Below are 16887 nucleotides of genomic sequence, written 5' to 3'. Positions count from 1 at the left end.
TTGTAAAGTATAATGAAAACGAAGCGAACACAGAGGCCAAGTAATATCAAATGCGAGTTGCGATCGCCGGAGCAGGCTTAGCAGGACTTTCCTGCGCTAAATATCTTACCGACGCGGGCCACACCCCCATAGTCCTAGAAAGTCGAGACGTACTCGGCGGCAAAGTAGCCGCCTGGAAAGATGCAGATGGCGACTGGTACGAAACCGGCCTCCACATCTTCTTCGGCGCATACCCCAATATGCTCCAACTCTTCAAAGAACTTGATATTGAAGACAGGCTGCAATGGAAACAGCACAGCATGATTTTCAATCAACCAGAAACCCCCGGAACCTATTCCCGCTTTGACTTTCCCGACATCCCCGCCCCCTTCAACGGCGTAGCAGCCATCCTGGGCAACAACGATATGCTCACCTGGCCCGAAAAAATCAGCTTTGGCATCGGCTTAATTCCGGCGATGCTTCAGGGTCAAAAATACGTCGAAGCAATGGACAAATACTCCTTTTCCGAGTGGCTGAAAAAGCAAAACGTCCCCCCCAGAGTCGAAAAAGAAGTATTCATCGCCATGTCCAAGGCGCTCAACTTCATCGATCCCCACGAAATATCCGCAACCATACTGCTGACAGCCCTCAACCGCTTCTTGCAAGAGAAAAATGGCTCGAAAATGGCCTTTTTAGACGGTTCCCCCACGGAGAGGTTGTGTCAGCCAATGGTAGACTACATAACTGAGCGCGGTGGCGAAGTCCGGCTGAATGCACCAATCGGAGAGTTTTTGCTCAACGATGACAACACGGTGCGTGGGTTCCAGATTCGGGGGATAAAAGGGGCAGAGTCCGAAATTCTGACAGCCGATATCTACGTTTCTGCCATGCCCGTAGACCCCCTGAAGCTGATGATGCCGGAACCTTGGGGCAAAATGGACTATTTCAAACAGCTCGAAGGCTTAGAGGGAGTACCCGTAATCAATGTACACTTGTGGTTCGATCGCAAATTAACCGACATCGATCACTTGCTGTTCTCGCGATCGCCCTTGCTAAGCGTCTACGCCGACATGAGCAACACCTGCCGCGAATATGCCAACCCAGACAAATCAATGCTGGAACTGGTTTTAGCACCGGCCAAAGACTGGATCGGCAAATCTGACGAAGATATCGTCGCAGCCACAATGGTCGAGTTAGAAAAACTCTTTCCCGATCAAATCCCAGCACCGGCTAAACTGCTCAAATATCACGTAGTCAAAACCCCTCGTTCCGTCTACAAAGCCACCCCCGGCCGCCAGGATTGCCGTCCCTCACAAACAACTCCCATTAGCAATTTCTATCTAACGGGGGATTATACGATGCAGCGTTATCTTGCGAGCATGGAAGGTGCCGTGCTTTCTGGTAAGCTGACAGCGCAGGCTATTTCAACGGCAAATAAAAAATGAAAAATTAAGAATTTTTCATAAAGACGTAAAAGAATCTCCCGTTTTTCTAGACGGGGGAGTGTCAGTTCTAATCTTTAAATTTCTTATTCTCGGATGCTGCAACTGTCAAAACTCCAGTGCATGAGAACTCTGGCTTCTTTGGATGAATCCTACGAACTCTGTCGCCAAGTCACGGCGAGTTATGCCAAAAATTTTTATTTAGGCACTCAACTCATGCCCGAAGCCAAGCGTCGGGCGATTTGGGCGATTTACGTCTGGTGCCGCCGCACCGATGAACTCGTAGACGGGCCCGGTTCTGATGCAACAACCCCTGAAACCCTCAATCTGTGGGAAAAACGCCTAGAATCAGTGTTTGCCGGCCACCCCCACGACGACTACGACGTAGCTTTGGTAGATACGTTGTCTCGTTTCCCGATCGACATTCAACCCTTTCGAGAGATGATTGCCGGCCAACAAATGGACTTGTACCGCAGCCGGTACGAAACTTTTGAAGAGCTCAATCTTTACTGTTATCGGGTAGCCGGTACTGTCGGGATGATGTCGATGTCTGTGATGGGTGTGGACGAATCGAATCCCGCTGCTAACTGGAATTGGCACTGGGGTAATAAAATTCCCAAAGAAGAAGCCATCGCCCTTGGTATCGCCAAACAGTTAACTAACATTCTGCGCGATGTCGGAGAAGACGCCCGCCGCGGCCGCATTTACATTCCCCTAGAAGACTTAGCACTGTTTAACTACACCGAAGAAGACTTATTCAACGGCGTAATTGACAACCGCTGGCGAGAATTAATGCGCTTTCAGATTCAGCGAGCTCGCAAATTATATGCTAGCGCCGAACCGGGAATCAAAGTGCTCAGTCCCGATATCCGCTGGACTGTGTGGGCTGCTACCATGCTCTATAGCAGAATCTTAAATGCGATCGAACGCAATCAGTACGATGTGTTCCAGAAGCGGGCCTACGTTACCAATTTTCAGAAATTGCAGTGTCTCCCCGCCGCTTGGCTGAAATCCAAAATTCTTTAGCCCAATGATATTGCTGATATCTTAGTCCCAGTCTGCTGGGACTTTGTTTGTGCAGTATCAGAATTTTATTCGGCGGGTTCAACTGCTGTTTTCTGGAATTTTGCTTCTAAATTTTGAATTTGTTCCCGACGCGCTTCTACTTCAATCAAACGACGAGATAATTCTTGACTTTGCAAAGTCAGAGATTGCCGCCATTCTTCTGCTTTCTCTGCTTCTAGCTGCAAAAATTCAATTGTAACACCATTTTTGAGATACTTATCAACTAATTCCACTACCCAGTTAGTAGCGGATCGCAGATTCACAATTTCGCTATTTTCCCCAATATCTGCTAATACTAAAACACCTTCATTCAAGATATTACCTACAAAATTATTGGACACCTCAGCAAAAATTTTAGGTAACGTCAATACCTTTTGTTCAGAAAGAATCGCCCAACTATCATCAGCATTTTGACAAGCCAACAATTCCAGAGAGGCTTCGCCTAAAACTTCCTGATTTTTTACTTGAGCTAAATATAGCATGACGGTTATTAGTTAGGGGTGATTCGTTATTGGTTACTTGTTTGATTTACGATCTGGTACGGGCGGGTTTTACCAACAATCTCTGCCCAAAACTAAATATCTCAAAAACCCGCCCCGGCCCTTCGGGTTAACATCTTCCAAAAAGCCTGTGAAGAACAAGCCAGACAGCCTGTTCCACAATAATTATGGGAGATATCGATTAGAATAACCTAAGCCGATCGCGCAAAATTTCCGCCTGTTTTTCGGCCTCCGCCAAACCATCCCGCGCCACCTGAACAACTTGTGGATCGGCCTTTTCCACAAACTTCTGATTACTCAAACGCGCCGAAGTATGCTTAATTTCCCCTTCTATCTTAGCCAACTTCTTTTCCAACTTACCACGCAACGCCACCAAATCCACAACTCCTGCCAAAGGAATCAATACTTGTACAGTACCCACAACTCCAGCAATTGACCCCCCCTGCCCCCCCTTACCAAGGGGGGGATTAAGGGGGGGTTCTGCATCCAAACTAGCAGCAATCGTCAGGTTTTCCACCCTGGCCAAATCCTGAATGTAGATAGCGCAATCTGAGAGAATCTGGCGTTCTTTAGCGCTTTCACTTTGCAAAATCGCCGTCACCTTAACTCCAGGCTTAATATCAGTATCAGCCCGCAAATTCCGAATAGTCCGAATCGTACCAAATAACAACTCAAACTGCTGTTCTAACTCAGAATCGATTAGGGATGCTTGCACTTCAGGATAACTTTGCAAAGCCAAACATTCATCCTCACCTGTTTGAGTCAAAGTGTGCCAAATCTCCTCAGTAATGTGAGGCATAAAAGGATGCAAAAGTTTGAGAATACCTTCCAAAACAAAAGCAAAAGTTTGCTGTGCCACTTTCTTAGAATTCGGTTCAGCATCCTGTTGTAAGCGAGACTTGACCAATTCAATATACCAGTCACAGAAATCGCCCCAAATAAACTCATAAAGTCCCTTCGCCGCTTCCCCAAAAGCGTAAGTTTCAAAATCATGGCGGCTTTGCTGCACTACTTGATAGTAGCGAGAAAGAATCCAGCGATCGCACAATTCCAAGGGCGGGCACGGGGGCACCGCCCCTACGGTGGGCGGGCACGGGGGCACCGCCCCTACGGGAGGCTGGGGGGGGTAAGGATTCCCCAATTGCTGCGGAGTCTGTCCCTCCAGATTCATCATCACAAACCGCGCAGCATTCCACAACTTATTAGTAAAATTCCGGGAAGCTTCCACCGATTTAGACTCATCAGTTTTGCGATCGTATTCCAAGCGAATATTTTGACCAGCCCCAACCACTTCCTTAACCAAAGTATAGCGCAAAGCATCAGTCCCGTACTTACCAATCAACAGTAGCGGATCGATACCATTCCCTTTACTCTTAGACATTTTCTGACCATTTTCATCCAACACCAAACCGTGAATGTAAACAGTATCAAAAGGCATTTTTCCCGTAAAATGTCCTGCCATCATCGTCATTCTAGCCACCCAGAAAAAGATGATATCAAAACCCGTAACTAAAGTCGTTGTCGGATAATAAAAATCTAAATCCTTAGTTTCATCCGGCCATCCCAAAGTAGAAAAAGGCCATAACCCAGAAGAAAACCAAGTATCCAAAACATCTGGATCTCTTGCTAAATCGACATCTTGCCCAAATTTAGCCACAGCTTTTTCCCTAGCTTCAGCTTCACTTTTTGCCACCACAAACGGAGTCGTGTCAGTAATTTCTCCCTGAGTTTCGCTAACAGCATACCAAGCCGGGATTTGGTGTCCCCACCACAATTGTCGGGAAATGCACCAATCTTTCAACTTTACCAACCAATCCCGATAAACCTTTGTCCATCTTTCCGGCACAAACACTGGTGAATTCTCTTCATCTAAGGCTGCTAAAGCGCGTTCAGAAAGAGGATTAATTTTCACAAACCATTGAGTAGAAAGTAAAGGTTCGACGGGGACTTTACCGCGATCGCTGTAGGGAACTGTATGTTTGTAATCTTCGATTTTAACCAAAAATCCGTCTGTTTCTAACCGCTTTACCACATTTTTGCGGGCAACAAATCTATCTTGTCCTTGGAACTCTCCCGCATTTTCATTTAAACTGCCGTCCTTGTTCATGATGTTGATAAACGGCAAATCGTGGCGTTTACCCATCTCGAAGTCATTGGGATCGTGGGCGGGAGTGACTTTAACGCAACCAGTGCCAAAAGTGCGATCGACAAACTCATCCGCAATCACCGGAATTTCCCGATTCACAATGGGCAAAGTCACAGTTTTACCGATAAGATGTTGGTAGCGATCGTCCTCTGGATTCACAGCCACCGCCGTATCGCCCAACATCGTTTCCGGCCGAGTCGTCGCCACCTCCAAATAACCAGAACCATCCGTCAAAGGATAGCGGAAATGCCACAAATGCCCGTCAACTTCCTGCTGGTCAACTTCCAAATCCGACACAGCAGACTGACTCGCGGGACACCAATTCACCAAATAATTGCCGCGATAAATCAGCCCCTCATCATACAGTCGAACAAAGGCTTCTAAAACCGCAGCAGATAAGCCTTCATCCATCGTAAAGCGTTCTCGCGACCAATCGACAGACACGCCCAAACTGCGCAATTGATTAGTAATAGTATTGCCAGACTCAGCTTTCCACTCCCAGGCTTTTTCCAAGAATTTTTCTCGCCCTAAATCGTAGCGAGTTTTGCCTTCAGCTTTAAGTTGCTTTTCCAGAATAGTTTGAACTGCGATGCTAGCATGATCCGTTCCCGGCAACCACAGGGTATTGCGCCCTGTCATCCGTTGATAGCGCACGAGGACATCAATCAGTGTCTCTTCAAAAGCGTGTCCCATGTGGAGGCTGCCGGTGACGTTGGGCGGTGGGATGACTACGCAGTAAGGTTCGCCACCTTGTTCTGGGTCAGCTTTGAAGGTTTGGTTGTCTTCCCAGTATTTTTGCCATTTGGCTTCGGTGGCTTTGGGGTCGTATTGGGGTGGTAGGTTTGCGGTCATTGGCGAGAGGGTGCAGGTTTTATATTAAGATTGTGCCACAGGAGAGGGAAGAGAAGAGTTTTGAACCGCAGAGGGCGCAGAGGGCGCAGAGGGAAGAGTGTTGCGAGGGTTTTGGGTTATGATTTTGATATTGGTTTGAAAAAGGAGAGGGGAGTTGACAGAGGATCTTAATGAATTGAGTTACGCTGTGATTGGGGCGGCGATGGAAGTTCATAAGGAGTTGGGGCCGGGGTTTTTGGAAGCGATATATGAGAATTCGTTGCGTGAAGAACTCTCGCGCCGGGGAATTCCTTTTGAGCCTCAACCTACGGTGAATGTTCTTTATAAGGGTGTTTTGGTTGGGGAAGGCAGATACGATATGCTGGTTGCCAACACTCTCGTTATTGAATTAAAGTCAGTCCAAACTATACTCCCTATCCATGAAGCTCAAGTTATATCATATCTGAAAATGACTGGTCATCCTCTAGCCCTTCTGATCAACTTTAATGTCCGCTTTTTAAAAGAAGGAATCCGCCGCATCATCCTGTCGTAAAAAAACCTCTCATCCCTCCCCTCTCTGCGCTCTCTGCGCTCTCTGTGGTAAAATATTCTTAAGATCTATTACACCTCTTTATAATCCACTCCATCAAGAGAAGAGTTTTGAACCGCAGAGGGCGCAGAGGACACAGAGGGAAGAGTATTGCGAGGGTTTTTGATGTCGTAAAAAACCTCTAATCCCTCCCCTCTCTGCGCTCTCTGCGCTCTCTGTGGTAAAATATTCTTAAGATCTATTACACCTCTTTATAATCCACTCCATCAAGAGAAGAGTTTTGAACCGCAGAGGGCGCAGAGGACACAGAGGGAAGAGTATTGCGAGGGTTTTTGATGTCGTAAAAAAACCTCTCATCCCTCCCCTCTCTGCGCTCTCTGCGCTCTCTGCGGTAAAATCCTCTTAAGTTCTATTTCACTTCTTTATCATCCACTCGATTAAGAGAAGAGTTTTGAACCGCAGAGGGCGCAGAGGACACAGAGGGAAGAGTGTGGCGTGGGTTTTTGATGTCGTAAAAAAACCTCTCATCCCTCCCCTCTCTGCGCTCTCTGCGCTCTCTGTGGTAAAATCCTCTTAAGATCTTATTTGAATTTTACAAGCAAACAAAAAGCGATCGCATCTAAAGTGCGATCGCTCTTATTCTACATCATTCTACGTCGCTGGATAAACTTGACCTCTCATTTCGCCATAGAACGAATGTTCTTCCGTATGCAAGTTGAAATAAAGAGCACCCCGCCGCGCTACTGCTTCCATTCCAGCAACAGTATTGACTTGACCCGGAAGGCCGATTTCCACCGGACAACCTTCAGGTAAGCGAGGAACATTGTCAGGAATTTGAATATCTTCCACCGATGGAGGCGAACTTAAATCGGGAATTTGAGAGATCTTGGGAAAATTGTTAGGAAGGTTGCCAATAATTCGATCGATCTGAGGCAAACTGGAATTGGGAATTTGAGGGGTAGTTGGAGGTGGATTGGTAGGTAAACTAGGAGGATTGACTGGAGGATTAACTGGAGGATTGACTGGAATTTGTCCGATCGCCTGACTTGATTCTACCACATCTTCATTATGAGTGTGACCTAAATGAGCGGATTGGCGGGCAGTATTTTCAGAAGTTTGTCCGATAGGTTGACCGTTGCGCAGAGTCAAACCTTCATCGGGAATTTGAGGGACACCTTCAGGTAACTCGGGTGGAGAATCGATAAAAGTAAGGTTTTGATTCTTGACTTCAGCAGAAAATTTACCACCTACAATTGTCTTGTCAAAGGTTCCGTATTGCCCCAAATCGACAACAATCGGTCCGAGCACGCCTGGAGGGCCGCAGTGAATGTGAAACCCGGTGATTTCTGAAGTATCGACACCGGATATTTGCACGTCAATCTTAGCAGAACTGAGGTTTTTCGGAAATGTAATCGTACCATATCCTTTAGCATCAGATTCGATTTCTTCCCCCGGTTCTTGTTCGGGACTGAGAAATGCTTCATATTTAGTAGCATTTCTTTCTCCGAAAGGATCGGGCGTATTTTCAACAGTACCTGTAATAAAATCTGCTGCGGTTAGATCGGCGGCAGTAATCCCATTAATTACTAATAGCGGTTGATTCGTAGTTCGATCTGTAACTAATACTTGACCTGAATTGATTGTGGTAATGGCGAGATTGTTAAAACTCAAAGAAGGATGCAGTTGAATAAAGTCAATGCCGTTTTGAAAGTCCGTAATGATATCGAGTCCTTCACCTCTAGCTATGACAAAAATATCGCTGCCATTTCCTCCAGTTAATGTATCATTTCCAGCACCGCCTGTCAGAACATCATCGCCTAATTCTCCTAATAAAACATCGTTACCGAAGTCGCCATTCAGGATATCGTTACTTTTACCACCGAGGAGTGAATCTTCGTTTTGACCGCCCGAAAGTGTGTCCGAGCCTTGATTTCCACAGAGTAAATCGTTGCCAGCATTACCTAAGAGGATATCGTCGCCTCCCAACCCGATAATAGTATCATTTCCTGCCATGCCATAATAAGTGCGGCTTTGTTCGTTATTAGTTACCCAGTCGTCACCTCCTAGGAGCATAATCACGTCTTTTCCAGGAGAATTAGCAAGGGTACTAATTTGGCTGGCGGGTAGTTGATTGAAGAAAAATACATCGCTGCTTTCAGTAGCTTGAGCGATGTCAAAAGGTATTCCCGTGTCGATCGCAGATAAGGTCATAGTACGATACAAGTTAATTTATTCCTAGTAAAACTTATAACTTGCTGCTGCCTGGTTGCGCTAGTCAAATTGCGAAAGATTAGTTTCGCAAAATGTCCGAAGGCTTTTTCTGAAAGTGCTGCTGGAAGTATTTTGTAAAGCGACCAGGATTGTAAAAACCATATTCAAAAGCAATTTCCGTAATCGTTTTATTGCTCTCCATTAACTCCATACGAGCGGCTTCAAGTCTAGCAGTTCGCAAGAATTGACTGGGAGAAACACCGTAATGACGAGCAAAAGCAGTTTGCAAAGAACGACTGCTACAGTTCATGGCGCTCGCAATTTGTGCAATTGTCAGCTCTTTTTTCATATTAGCCCGGATGTATTCGGCAGCCTCTCGCACGCGGGCGATCGAAATTTCAGATACTTTAATAATTGGTGGATCTAAAGTGTTGTAAGATGAACCTTGGACTAAGGTTGAGAAAACAGCAAGTTCTAAATTTTCAATTACCAGTGGATGTCCGTTCGTGTCAATCAAATTCCACAGCGTCATGACCATTTGATATAGCGATCGACCGTAAACAGTGGTACGATCGACAATTGGCATCAGCTTGGGACGATCGATCGGCTTGTCAAGATACTTGCTCAGTTCAGTTAAAAATCGAGCTTCATCTATATAAATTGAGATTGCACTGTATTTGGGTGAGTGCTGAAGACGGATTAGTTCGCCTCCCGGCTCACTTATCCCCAGATGTCGATCGTCCACGAGGAATTCGTTAGACCCAACTTTGAATACATGATCGCCGTCAAAAAATGTGAAAACTATTTTTCCAGGAAAAGTATATCCGGCGGTATATGTACTCCCAGCTTCCCAAACAACATTCAGGAGCTCGAAGTTCTTTAACTTCGCAAGTCGCCATTGAATTTTGTAATCTTTGGAATGGGGAATATGTTTAGTTATTGTCGGTAGTTGCTTAATATAGATCTCTGGATCGTTGATTTCAATATTCAAATCCCAGGCCATAATCAAATCGTCATAGTTGATACCCCACCATAATAATAATATAAGATATACAGCATAAAATTCACCAACTGTAGGGGCGAAGCATTTGGGCAAAAAATCTAATACGGTGTGCATAAATCATGACCCAAATGCTTCGCCCCGCCCCACGAATCAACCGCATTATCGAAATTTATGCCTGGAAATTTTGCATGGCCATTATCCTTACATGGGGGTTTTGCGTTGGGTTGGGCGAAGCATTCGGGTCTAGTATTTTGCGTATATTTCCATGATTATCGCCCGAATGCTTCGCCCCTACGAATTTATTTTCTCTCATTCTTAACTCTTCACCTCGATTACTTCACTTCCTTATAATCCACCCCATAACTCGTATCTCTCCCCGATAAATAAGTATTTTTTCCAGTCAAAGTCTCCAAAGTTTGTCTCGTTTTAGCAGAAGTAATCGTATTCAAAGGTACGCCCAATTTGCTAGCCAAACCGGCCGCCACGCCCACACCTTGTCCTTGATAAATATTCACTGTCGCAATACGCCCCACTGATACTGCCATACCAACATACCCTGAAGAACGCCCGACGATCGCCAAATTATTCACTTTGCTAGCCAAAGCACTTTCTATGCCAAAATTATACACGGGCAATCCAGGAATTCTCGATGACAAATCCTTGACTCCGCCCCGCAAATCGAAATCGTAGGAAAAACTGCCGATCGACTTTTCGGCATCTGTTCCTCCTTTAATAATTTCCTGTCCCGTCAGCGGTGCTACCACATCGCGAACGTTCAAAGTTTGTCTGATGTAAGCTTCATCTGGGATAAATACTCTCACATCTTTACCCGATTTTTTTTGCAGCCACTCTTGCAGATATGACATTTCTTTCAGCATCTCAGCATTCGGTTTTTTGTCGTTAGCTTCCATCTTCATTAATTGGTCAACTTGATATTTAAACAAAAAGCCGTTCCACGACATGGAATTATCCTTATAAACGCAAATATTTGCCTTGTCAAAAAAGAATCCTTTGTCTTGAGTAAAGGGCAAATTTCTGTCTACATGATAGGCCGCTCCGAGGGCTACGCTTCTGATATTGTAGCCGTCTCGGTAGGCTTGATAAATCGTGCTTAGGAAATTCCTCATCCAAAATTCGGTACTGGCATCATCTTTATATTTGGTAATGCTGGATTTAATTTTTTCTACTAAAGGGGTGTTGTAAAGAATGTCATCTTCCATTCTGCGGAGGTCGGACATCGTTAAGCCGGTAATTGTCGGAACTATGGATATCGCTAAGGTTTCATTTTTGGATTTGATGTTTTGCGATTCATATCCTGTATAATAGGATAATCCGGCTTTTCTGGCGAATTCGGCATCTTGAGTTACGTCTATGTAAGAGTTAGCTTTGATTTTAACTCCACTGTCTTTTACTTCGGCATATTCGATTTTGCGATCGACTACGTGGGGAACAAGAGTGGAGTTGGAAATAAGTTGAACATCTGCCTCTGAAAGCATATCTTTCAGTGCTTTATCTGCCGTTTTTGGTTCTATGCAAGATTCGGGAACTTTCGCTTTGTCTAAGAATTCCCGGAAGCATTGGGCGTAGGGTTGGTTGTACCAATCGGGGATTTTATCTAAATCGACGTAGCCTAAGCCGCCGCGGGTGAGTACGCCACCTAACATTGCGGTTTCATGGTTCGATCGCACTACCGCTACTTTTCCCTTTGCACCTAGGGTCTTTTTTGCCCAGATAGCTGCACATATCCCCGGTACTTCGTCGCCATAGACTACGATATCAAAGTTGCGATCGACTGGTGTTTGAGCTGCTACTGGGGGCTGGTGTGTGGCTGTTTGGCGCAGGCTTTGGGTGTCTGAGGTGGCACTTGCTTCGTTTCGGTGGGCGATCGAGCTTTTTACGTCTTTCAAATACGGGGAATCAACTAAAACTTTTATCGCTACAAAAAAGATGGCGATCGCAGCTAGTTTCTTGAAAGTAGGGGGCATTTAGTTGACTCGTTGATAAATTTGCATTACCTGAAAGTGCTATTCAGGGTTTACGGAGTTGAATATAGCACGTTTAGGTAATTTCGGCACAAATTTATTTTTTCCAGGAACTGTTGTTAGCAGCATTAATGTTAAGTTAATTCACAACTTGTAGGAACCGTAACAGTCTGCTACTATTTTCAAAGCATCGGTCAAAAACGATAAACTGATGTTATGGTAGGATTGTCTGGGGCTGGTGGCAATTGGCAAGTTATTGATGAAATAAGCGATCGGGCTGTCGTCCAACAACAAGATAAGTTATCATGTGGCCCTGCTTGTGGTGAAATGCTCCTGGGCGATCGCGGAATGTACGGTGCGAACCAATCTTTAATTGCGGCTGAAACAGGAGTACCTGTAAATATTGAAGATTTAGCAATCGCACTCAATACTCTGGATACAAGCAGTTCTAGATTTTGGTTGGGTGGTACTGTTTCTATTCCTGGGGCCACAAATTCTGAAATAGTTGAGGTATTAATTACTACTGGTTCTTGGGCTGCTATTTTGTGGGAAACTTTAGCTGACTTGGGTCATGTAGTCATTGTTGATGGACTTGATGATACAGGAAAAATTATGATTCGCGACCCTTGGAATGCTACAAAATATAAAATGGAATTAGCAGAGTTTTTAAATTACTGGAACCTTCAAGCAGTTTACTCATTAAGACGATGAAAGTGCAAGTTTTGTCTATTCAATCTGCGATCGCCCCTAATACTCACGAGGTTGTGCTGTCTGTTGGTACGGATACACAAAAATTTATTTTTACAACAGAAGTGAATCGAGTTGGAGAACATTTACTTCAGACTACTCGCGGCGATCGCACTTTTTCAGAGGTTTTCAAATTTAATCAACGGGTGGCAATGAATGTGACAAATCTGGTTGTTAAATGCTACAATCGTGAAACTGTCAATCTTCCGGCAGATGTCGGCGTCTTGGTCACTCCAGAAACGGCTTTATCGAAGCAAAAGCCATTTGAAAATAACAGTTTAGCAGATACTGAATCGCAGCAAACAACAGCAGTGGATGGAGAAATTCGTCAAAGGGCGATCGCGATTCTCGAACAGTTACCGGAAGCTGTGCTTGATGAAGCTGTGAGGTTTCTGGAATCTTTGTATGTTAAGGGCGATCGGGTAGAGTAGTGATCGTACTTTTAAAATGCTACAATTACATCAATCAAAAATAGAAGCCTAAAAAACATGACTTTCGAGGCTGTTTTAAATCTTGTCAAGCACTTGTCTCTAGCCGAAAAGTTACGATTGATTAAGTGGATAGTTCCTGAAATAGAACGAGAATTAGTTGTTCTGCCGACTCCCCGGAAATCTTTGTGGGGTTTATGTGCTGACTTGGGAATTGCACCCTCTGCCGCTGATATAGATGAAGTTCGCAGGGAAGAATGGGCGAATTTCCCAAGGGAGAATTTATAATGCTGCGTGCTGTAGCTGATACTCATGCTGTTATCTGGTATATCTTTGCTGATTCGCGACTCTCGGTGACTGCTAGAACGACAATAGAAGAGATAGCTGCCGAGGGAAATCAGGTGGCTTTTTCATCAATTACATTAGCAGAAATTGTCTATCTGAGCGAGAGAGGGCGGATTAATTCAACTACTCTCGATCTATTGTTGAGAGAAGTTGAGAGCGATGATGCCTTATTGATCGAAATTCCTTTCGATCGCAATATAGCTTTGACTTTAAGGCAAGTTGACCGATCGCAAATTCCCGATTTGCCCGATCGCATTATTGCTGCTACGGGTTTGTATCTTAATGTACCCGTTATTAGTCGCGATCGCCGGATTCAATTATCGAGTATAGACACAATTTGGTAAATCTGAGTCACTCGGCGCAAGTTTAAATTTTCCTGGAACGGTTATTAGCGGTTTTGCCTGTGTTACTGGTTTGGGAGGGCTATTGATGTGGGTAAGGATGGTGGGTGCGATCGTATCTCAGATATCTGGTGTCGGAAAGGGCGATCGGCTACAATAAGTTAAGAACAACAATTAAGTCACCTTAAAAATACAGAAAAAATGGAAAAAGTTTTTGTACATCCTGAATGTCCTTTTTCACCAGAGACATTTAGCTTATTGGCAGAATTTTCTGAAAACCCAAGCTCAGATTTTCACATAACACATAAAAAAGATTTCTTAAAATATGTAGAAGAACCAGTAAAGTATATTTTAAGCCATGTAGAAGAGCAGTTACCTGATTTTATCAAAAAATATATAAATATTCAGTATGAGAGCTGTTGCCTGATTGGTTTAACAAAATATTCGGAATCTATAGTATCCTTTAGTGGACACTATTGTCTTTTTAACAGTCTGATTCCCCAATCTACTCAGTTAATTTTAATACTTGAAAGCCACAGATTAACTTTTGGTTTGGAGGTCAAAGAAAATGTATTTCAATTAATGCTATATAATTACAAAGAAACATATAGAGACGACGTTGAATTTGTCGAAATTATTAAATGCTATAAATTGAGCAATAAACATCATTTATATTTAGAATCTAGGTGGACCGAAGATGATGATGAGCATTATTTTGATCCTTTAGGTTTGGAGGATACTTTTTCCGAAATGGAATCTGAAAAAAATTTGCATGACCTCTTAGAAAATATCTTGGATAATATTCCTATCGATTCACGAGGATCGGAAAAGTTTAAAAGTGTTTTTTTTGGTGATATTTTTGTTGCTATATCACTTGAATCAAGACAAATATTAGGATGTTCTGTTAAAAAAATAGCTTATAAATTAGCGCAAACAGTTAAAAAATTATTTCCATTATTTTTAATTTCTACTCTCTACGATGACCCGGATTTACCTGTTCTACTCGATGAATATCTTTCAGTCTATCAAAAGGAATTTAACCCAGTGTATCAATTAGAAACAATTTCAGAAATTACTGGTTTTCAAACAACCCAACTAACTCAATGGATACAGGCCATTAACCGCAAAGGCCAAACCATCATCCAAGGCCCGCCCGGAACCGGAAAAACCTTTATAGCCGAAAAATTAGCCAAACACTTAATCGGCGGCGGTGACGGTTTCTCAGACATTATCCAATTTCATCCCGCCTACACCTACGAAGACTTTATCGAAGGCCTCCGCCCAACAACTCAAAACGGACAATTAACCTACTCAATAGTTCCCGGTAGATTCCTACAATTTTGCGAAAAAGCCGAAGCCTGTGAAGACACTTGCGTTCTCATTATTGATGAAATCAATCGCGCAAATCTCTCTCAAGTCTTTGGCGAGTTAATGTATCTCCTAGATGACCGACAAGACACAGCACGCTTTATTACACTAGCCAGCGGTAAACTATTTAGAATCCCTACAAATGTCCGCATTATCGGCACAATGAACACCGCAGACCGTTCTATTGCCTTAGTTGATAACGCACTCCGCCGCCGCTTCGCATTCATTCCCGTCTATCCAAACTATGAAGTGCTGCGACAGTATCACCAGAGAGAGAAAACAGGTTTCCCAGTTGATAAATTAACTAGGATTCTAGAAAATGTCAATCTGGCAATTAATAATAAACACTATGAACTAGGCATCTCCTTCTTTTTGACAAAAACCTTAGCTGAAGATATCCAAGATATTTGGCAAATGGAAATCGAGCCATACCTCGAAGAATACTTCTTTGATAACCAGGCAAAAATGGATGAGTTTCTCTGGGATAAAATCAAAGATAAATTGAGCAAGTGATAATCTTATGAAACGAGAATTACCCCAAATCATCAAACTGATAGAATATGAATTACTAATTTTAGATCGAGACTTAATCCCCGAATCAGTAGGACAAAAAATATACCATAATTATGGTAAGGAAATCGAGATAGAATTTCCCAACTTTAAAACAAGAGATAAATGGCACTTAAAATCTAAAGGCAGAGTTGGCAACATTCCCATCACTCCAGAATTTCATATTGCTATCCGCCCAAAGGTTCCCATAAACAACATCTTCGGAATGCTTGACTATGCCTACAACCTGAAGATAAAATTTCCCATAGGACTGATTAAGTGCCAATCTTTAGAACAAGCCTATGAAAGATTAGCTAACATTCTTGCCCAAAAAATTCTAGAACGCTGTCGCAAAGGATTATATCGCGATTACTTATCCAAAACAGAAAGACTCGCCTATATTCGCGGGCGCGTGGATTTGCGATCGGTCCTTCAAAAACCTTGGGATGTTAAACTAAAATGTCACCACAACGAACAAACAGGCGATATCGAAGATAATCAAATACTGGCTTGGACACTTTTCATTATTGGGCGCAGCGGTTTGTGCCGCGAATCTGTTTCATCCACTGTGCGAAAAGCTTTTCACGCACTCCAAGGATTTGTGACATTAAAACCTTTTAAATCTGAAGCCTGTATCGATCGCACTTATCACCGTCTGAATCAAGATTATCAACTTTTACACGCCTTATGTCGATTTTTTTTAGATAACACGGGGCCCAGTCACGAAACTGGCGATCGCGAAATGCTCCCTTTTCTCATAGACATGGCAAAATTATATGAACAATTTGTCGCTGAATGGCTCAACGCAAATACACCAAAAGGCTTTTTTGTCAAACAACAGCACCGAGTCACCCACGACCAAAACTATTCCGATCGCATCGACTTACTGCTGTGCGATATTGCAACAAGTAAAGTCCGGTACGTCCTCGACACAAAATACAAAGCTCCCGATAAAGTAGCCAGTAATGACATTCATCAAATAGTTGCTTACGCCAATGCGTTAAACTGCCAAAATGCAATTCTCATCTACCCGCAAAACCTCAAACAGCCACTAGACATAAAACATGGTGATATCCAAGTTCGCAGTCTAACCTTTTCCCTAGATAGCGACCTCCATGAAGCCGGAGAAACCTTCTTAAAATCTCTACTTCCAAACACCCTCCCCTAACTCCAATACGGTTCAGTTAAAAGTGTTTATTCCTCGGAGATCCCCCTAAATCCCCCTTAAGAAGGGGGACTTTGAGTAAGTTCTTGTCCCCCCCTTCTTAAGGGGGGCTAGGGGGGATCGGGCTTAACTAAACTGTATTGCCCCTAACTCTACTCTGCGCCCTCTGCACCCTCTGTGGTTCATTTTATCCACAAAAAAAGAGGCGCGATCGCGCCTCCCAAATCTTTCATTT

14 protein-coding genes are annotated in these 16887 nt (G+C 43.7%); 9 read left to right on the top strand and 5 right to left on the bottom strand.

The annotated features are described in order from the left end of the window. The first annotated feature begins 50 nt into the window (after positions 1-50). Together pds and crtB are read left to right on the top strand one after the other, a co-directional pair. On the top strand, positions 51-1424 hold the full coding sequence (gene pds, locus P2A85_RS20410) for a 15-cis-phytoene desaturase (RefSeq protein ID WP_371116187.1): 1374 nt from the start codon (positions 51-53) through the stop codon (positions 1422-1424). Between the two features lie 93 nt (positions 1425-1517). After that, positions 1518-2447 carry a 15-cis-phytoene synthase CrtB gene (crtB, locus tag P2A85_RS20405; protein WP_377475156.1) on the top strand — a complete coding sequence of 310 codons (930 nt, stop codon included), beginning with the start codon at positions 1518-1520 and terminating at the stop codon, positions 2445-2447. Positions 2448-2512: 65 nt separating this feature from the next. Here crtB and P2A85_RS20400 read toward each other — a convergent pair whose 3' ends face one another. Together P2A85_RS20400 and P2A85_RS20395 are read right to left on the bottom strand one after the other, a co-directional pair. Next, entirely contained in the window at positions 2513-2968 is a 456-nt protein-coding gene (locus tag P2A85_RS20400; protein WP_377475153.1) for a hypothetical protein, read from the bottom strand. Positions 2969-3167: 199 nt separating this feature from the next. Next, positions 3168-5984, bottom strand: coding sequence for a valine--tRNA ligase (locus P2A85_RS20395; RefSeq protein WP_377475151.1), 2817 nt, complete (start codon positions 5982-5984; stop codon positions 3168-3170). A gap of 154 nt (positions 5985-6138) precedes the next feature. On the opposite strand from P2A85_RS20395, the gene P2A85_RS20390 reads away from it, so the two are divergent. Then, complete coding sequence (locus tag P2A85_RS20390) at positions 6139-6516, top strand: GxxExxY protein (protein ID WP_377475149.1); 378 nt, start codon at positions 6139-6141, stop codon at positions 6514-6516. Between the two features lie 648 nt (positions 6517-7164). Here the strand turns inward: P2A85_RS20390 and P2A85_RS20385 are convergent. The 3 genes from P2A85_RS20385 to P2A85_RS20375 form a co-directional block, all read right to left on the bottom strand. Beyond that, complete coding sequence (locus P2A85_RS20385; RefSeq protein WP_377475147.1) at positions 7165-8736, bottom strand: CHRD domain-containing protein; 1572 nt, start codon at positions 8734-8736, stop codon at positions 7165-7167. A gap of 67 nt (positions 8737-8803) precedes the next feature. Continuing rightward, positions 8804-9841, bottom strand: a complete 1038-nt coding sequence (locus tag P2A85_RS20380; protein ID WP_340519724.1) for a helix-turn-helix transcriptional regulator — start codon at positions 9839-9841, stop codon at positions 8804-8806. A gap of 218 nt (positions 9842-10059) precedes the next feature. Continuing rightward, positions 10060-11712 carry an FAD-dependent oxidoreductase gene (locus tag P2A85_RS20375; protein WP_377475144.1) on the bottom strand — a complete coding sequence of 551 codons (1653 nt, stop codon included), beginning with the start codon at positions 11710-11712 and terminating at the stop codon, positions 10060-10062. A 213-nt stretch (positions 11713-11925) separates the two neighbouring features. Between P2A85_RS20375 and P2A85_RS20370 the strand changes: the two genes are divergently transcribed. From P2A85_RS20370 to P2A85_RS20345, 6 genes are all read left to right on the top strand, one after another. After that, positions 11926-12420, top strand: coding sequence for a papain-like cysteine protease family protein (locus P2A85_RS20370; protein ID WP_371119345.1), 495 nt, complete (start codon positions 11926-11928; stop codon positions 12418-12420). A gap of 11 nt (positions 12421-12431) precedes the next feature. Further along, the gene (locus P2A85_RS20365) at positions 12432-12887 is read left to right on the top strand and encodes a hypothetical protein (protein WP_377475141.1); all 456 of its coding nucleotides are present in this window, start codon (positions 12432-12434) and stop codon (positions 12885-12887) included. 57 nt (positions 12888-12944) lie between these two features. Further along, positions 12945-13172, top strand: a complete 228-nt coding sequence (locus P2A85_RS20360; RefSeq protein ID WP_371116180.1) for a hypothetical protein — start codon at positions 12945-12947, stop codon at positions 13170-13172. Then, on the top strand, positions 13172-13573 hold the full coding sequence (locus P2A85_RS20355) for a type II toxin-antitoxin system VapC family toxin (protein WP_377475139.1): 402 nt from the start codon (positions 13172-13174) through the stop codon (positions 13571-13573). The genes P2A85_RS20360 and P2A85_RS20355 overlap by 1 nt, the downstream gene beginning before the upstream one ends. Positions 13574-13771: 198 nt before the next feature. Next, positions 13772-15451 (top strand): AAA family ATPase, encoded by a 1680-nt coding sequence (locus P2A85_RS20350; protein ID WP_377475137.1) that lies wholly within the window; start codon positions 13772-13774, stop codon positions 15449-15451. 7 nt (positions 15452-15458) lie between these two features. Further along, positions 15459-16655: an McrC family protein gene (locus tag P2A85_RS20345; protein ID WP_377475135.1), complete on the top strand. Its 1197-nt coding sequence runs from the start codon at positions 15459-15461 to the stop codon at positions 16653-16655. Positions 16656-16887 lie beyond the last annotated feature (232 nt).

Source organism: Microcoleus anatoxicus (assembly GCF_042465725.1).
Taxonomy (GTDB): domain Bacteria; phylum Cyanobacteriota; class Cyanobacteriia; order Cyanobacteriales; family Microcoleaceae; genus Microcoleus; species Microcoleus anatoxicus.
The sequence above is the reverse complement of the archived record's forward strand: the minus strand, read 5'-3'. Positions and strand labels throughout refer to the sequence as shown.

What these genes read in the sequence shown, in the direction of transcription:
- P2A85_RS20395 (WP_377475151.1), bottom strand. Translation starts at nt 5,984, where the DNA reads ATGACCGCAAACCTACCACCCCAATACGACCCCAAAGCCACCGAAGCC.
- P2A85_RS20370 (WP_371119345.1), top strand. Translation starts at nt 11,926, where the DNA reads ATGGTAGGATTGTCTGGGGCTGGTGGCAATTGGCAAGTTATTGATGAA.
- P2A85_RS20355 (WP_377475139.1), top strand. Translation starts at nt 13,172, where the DNA reads ATGCTGCGTGCTGTAGCTGATACTCATGCTGTTATCTGGTATATCTTT.
- P2A85_RS20380 (WP_340519724.1), bottom strand. Translation starts at nt 9,841, where the DNA reads ATGCACACCGTATTAGATTTTTTGCCCAAATGCTTCGCCCCTACAGTT.
- crtB (WP_377475156.1), top strand. Translation starts at nt 1,518, where the DNA reads ATGCTGCAACTGTCAAAACTCCAGTGCATGAGAACTCTGGCTTCTTTG.
- pds (WP_371116187.1), top strand. Translation starts at nt 51, where the DNA reads ATGCGAGTTGCGATCGCCGGAGCAGGCTTAGCAGGACTTTCCTGCGCT.
- P2A85_RS20400 (WP_377475153.1), bottom strand. Translation starts at nt 2,968, where the DNA reads ATGCTATATTTAGCTCAAGTAAAAAATCAGGAAGTTTTAGGCGAAGCC.
- P2A85_RS20345 (WP_377475135.1), top strand. Translation starts at nt 15,459, where the DNA reads ATGAAACGAGAATTACCCCAAATCATCAAACTGATAGAATATGAATTA.
- P2A85_RS20375 (WP_377475144.1), bottom strand. Translation starts at nt 11,712, where the DNA reads ATGCCCCCTACTTTCAAGAAACTAGCTGCGATCGCCATCTTTTTTGTA.
- P2A85_RS20360 (WP_371116180.1), top strand. Translation starts at nt 12,945, where the DNA reads ATGACTTTCGAGGCTGTTTTAAATCTTGTCAAGCACTTGTCTCTAGCC.
- P2A85_RS20350 (WP_377475137.1), top strand. Translation starts at nt 13,772, where the DNA reads ATGGAAAAAGTTTTTGTACATCCTGAATGTCCTTTTTCACCAGAGACA.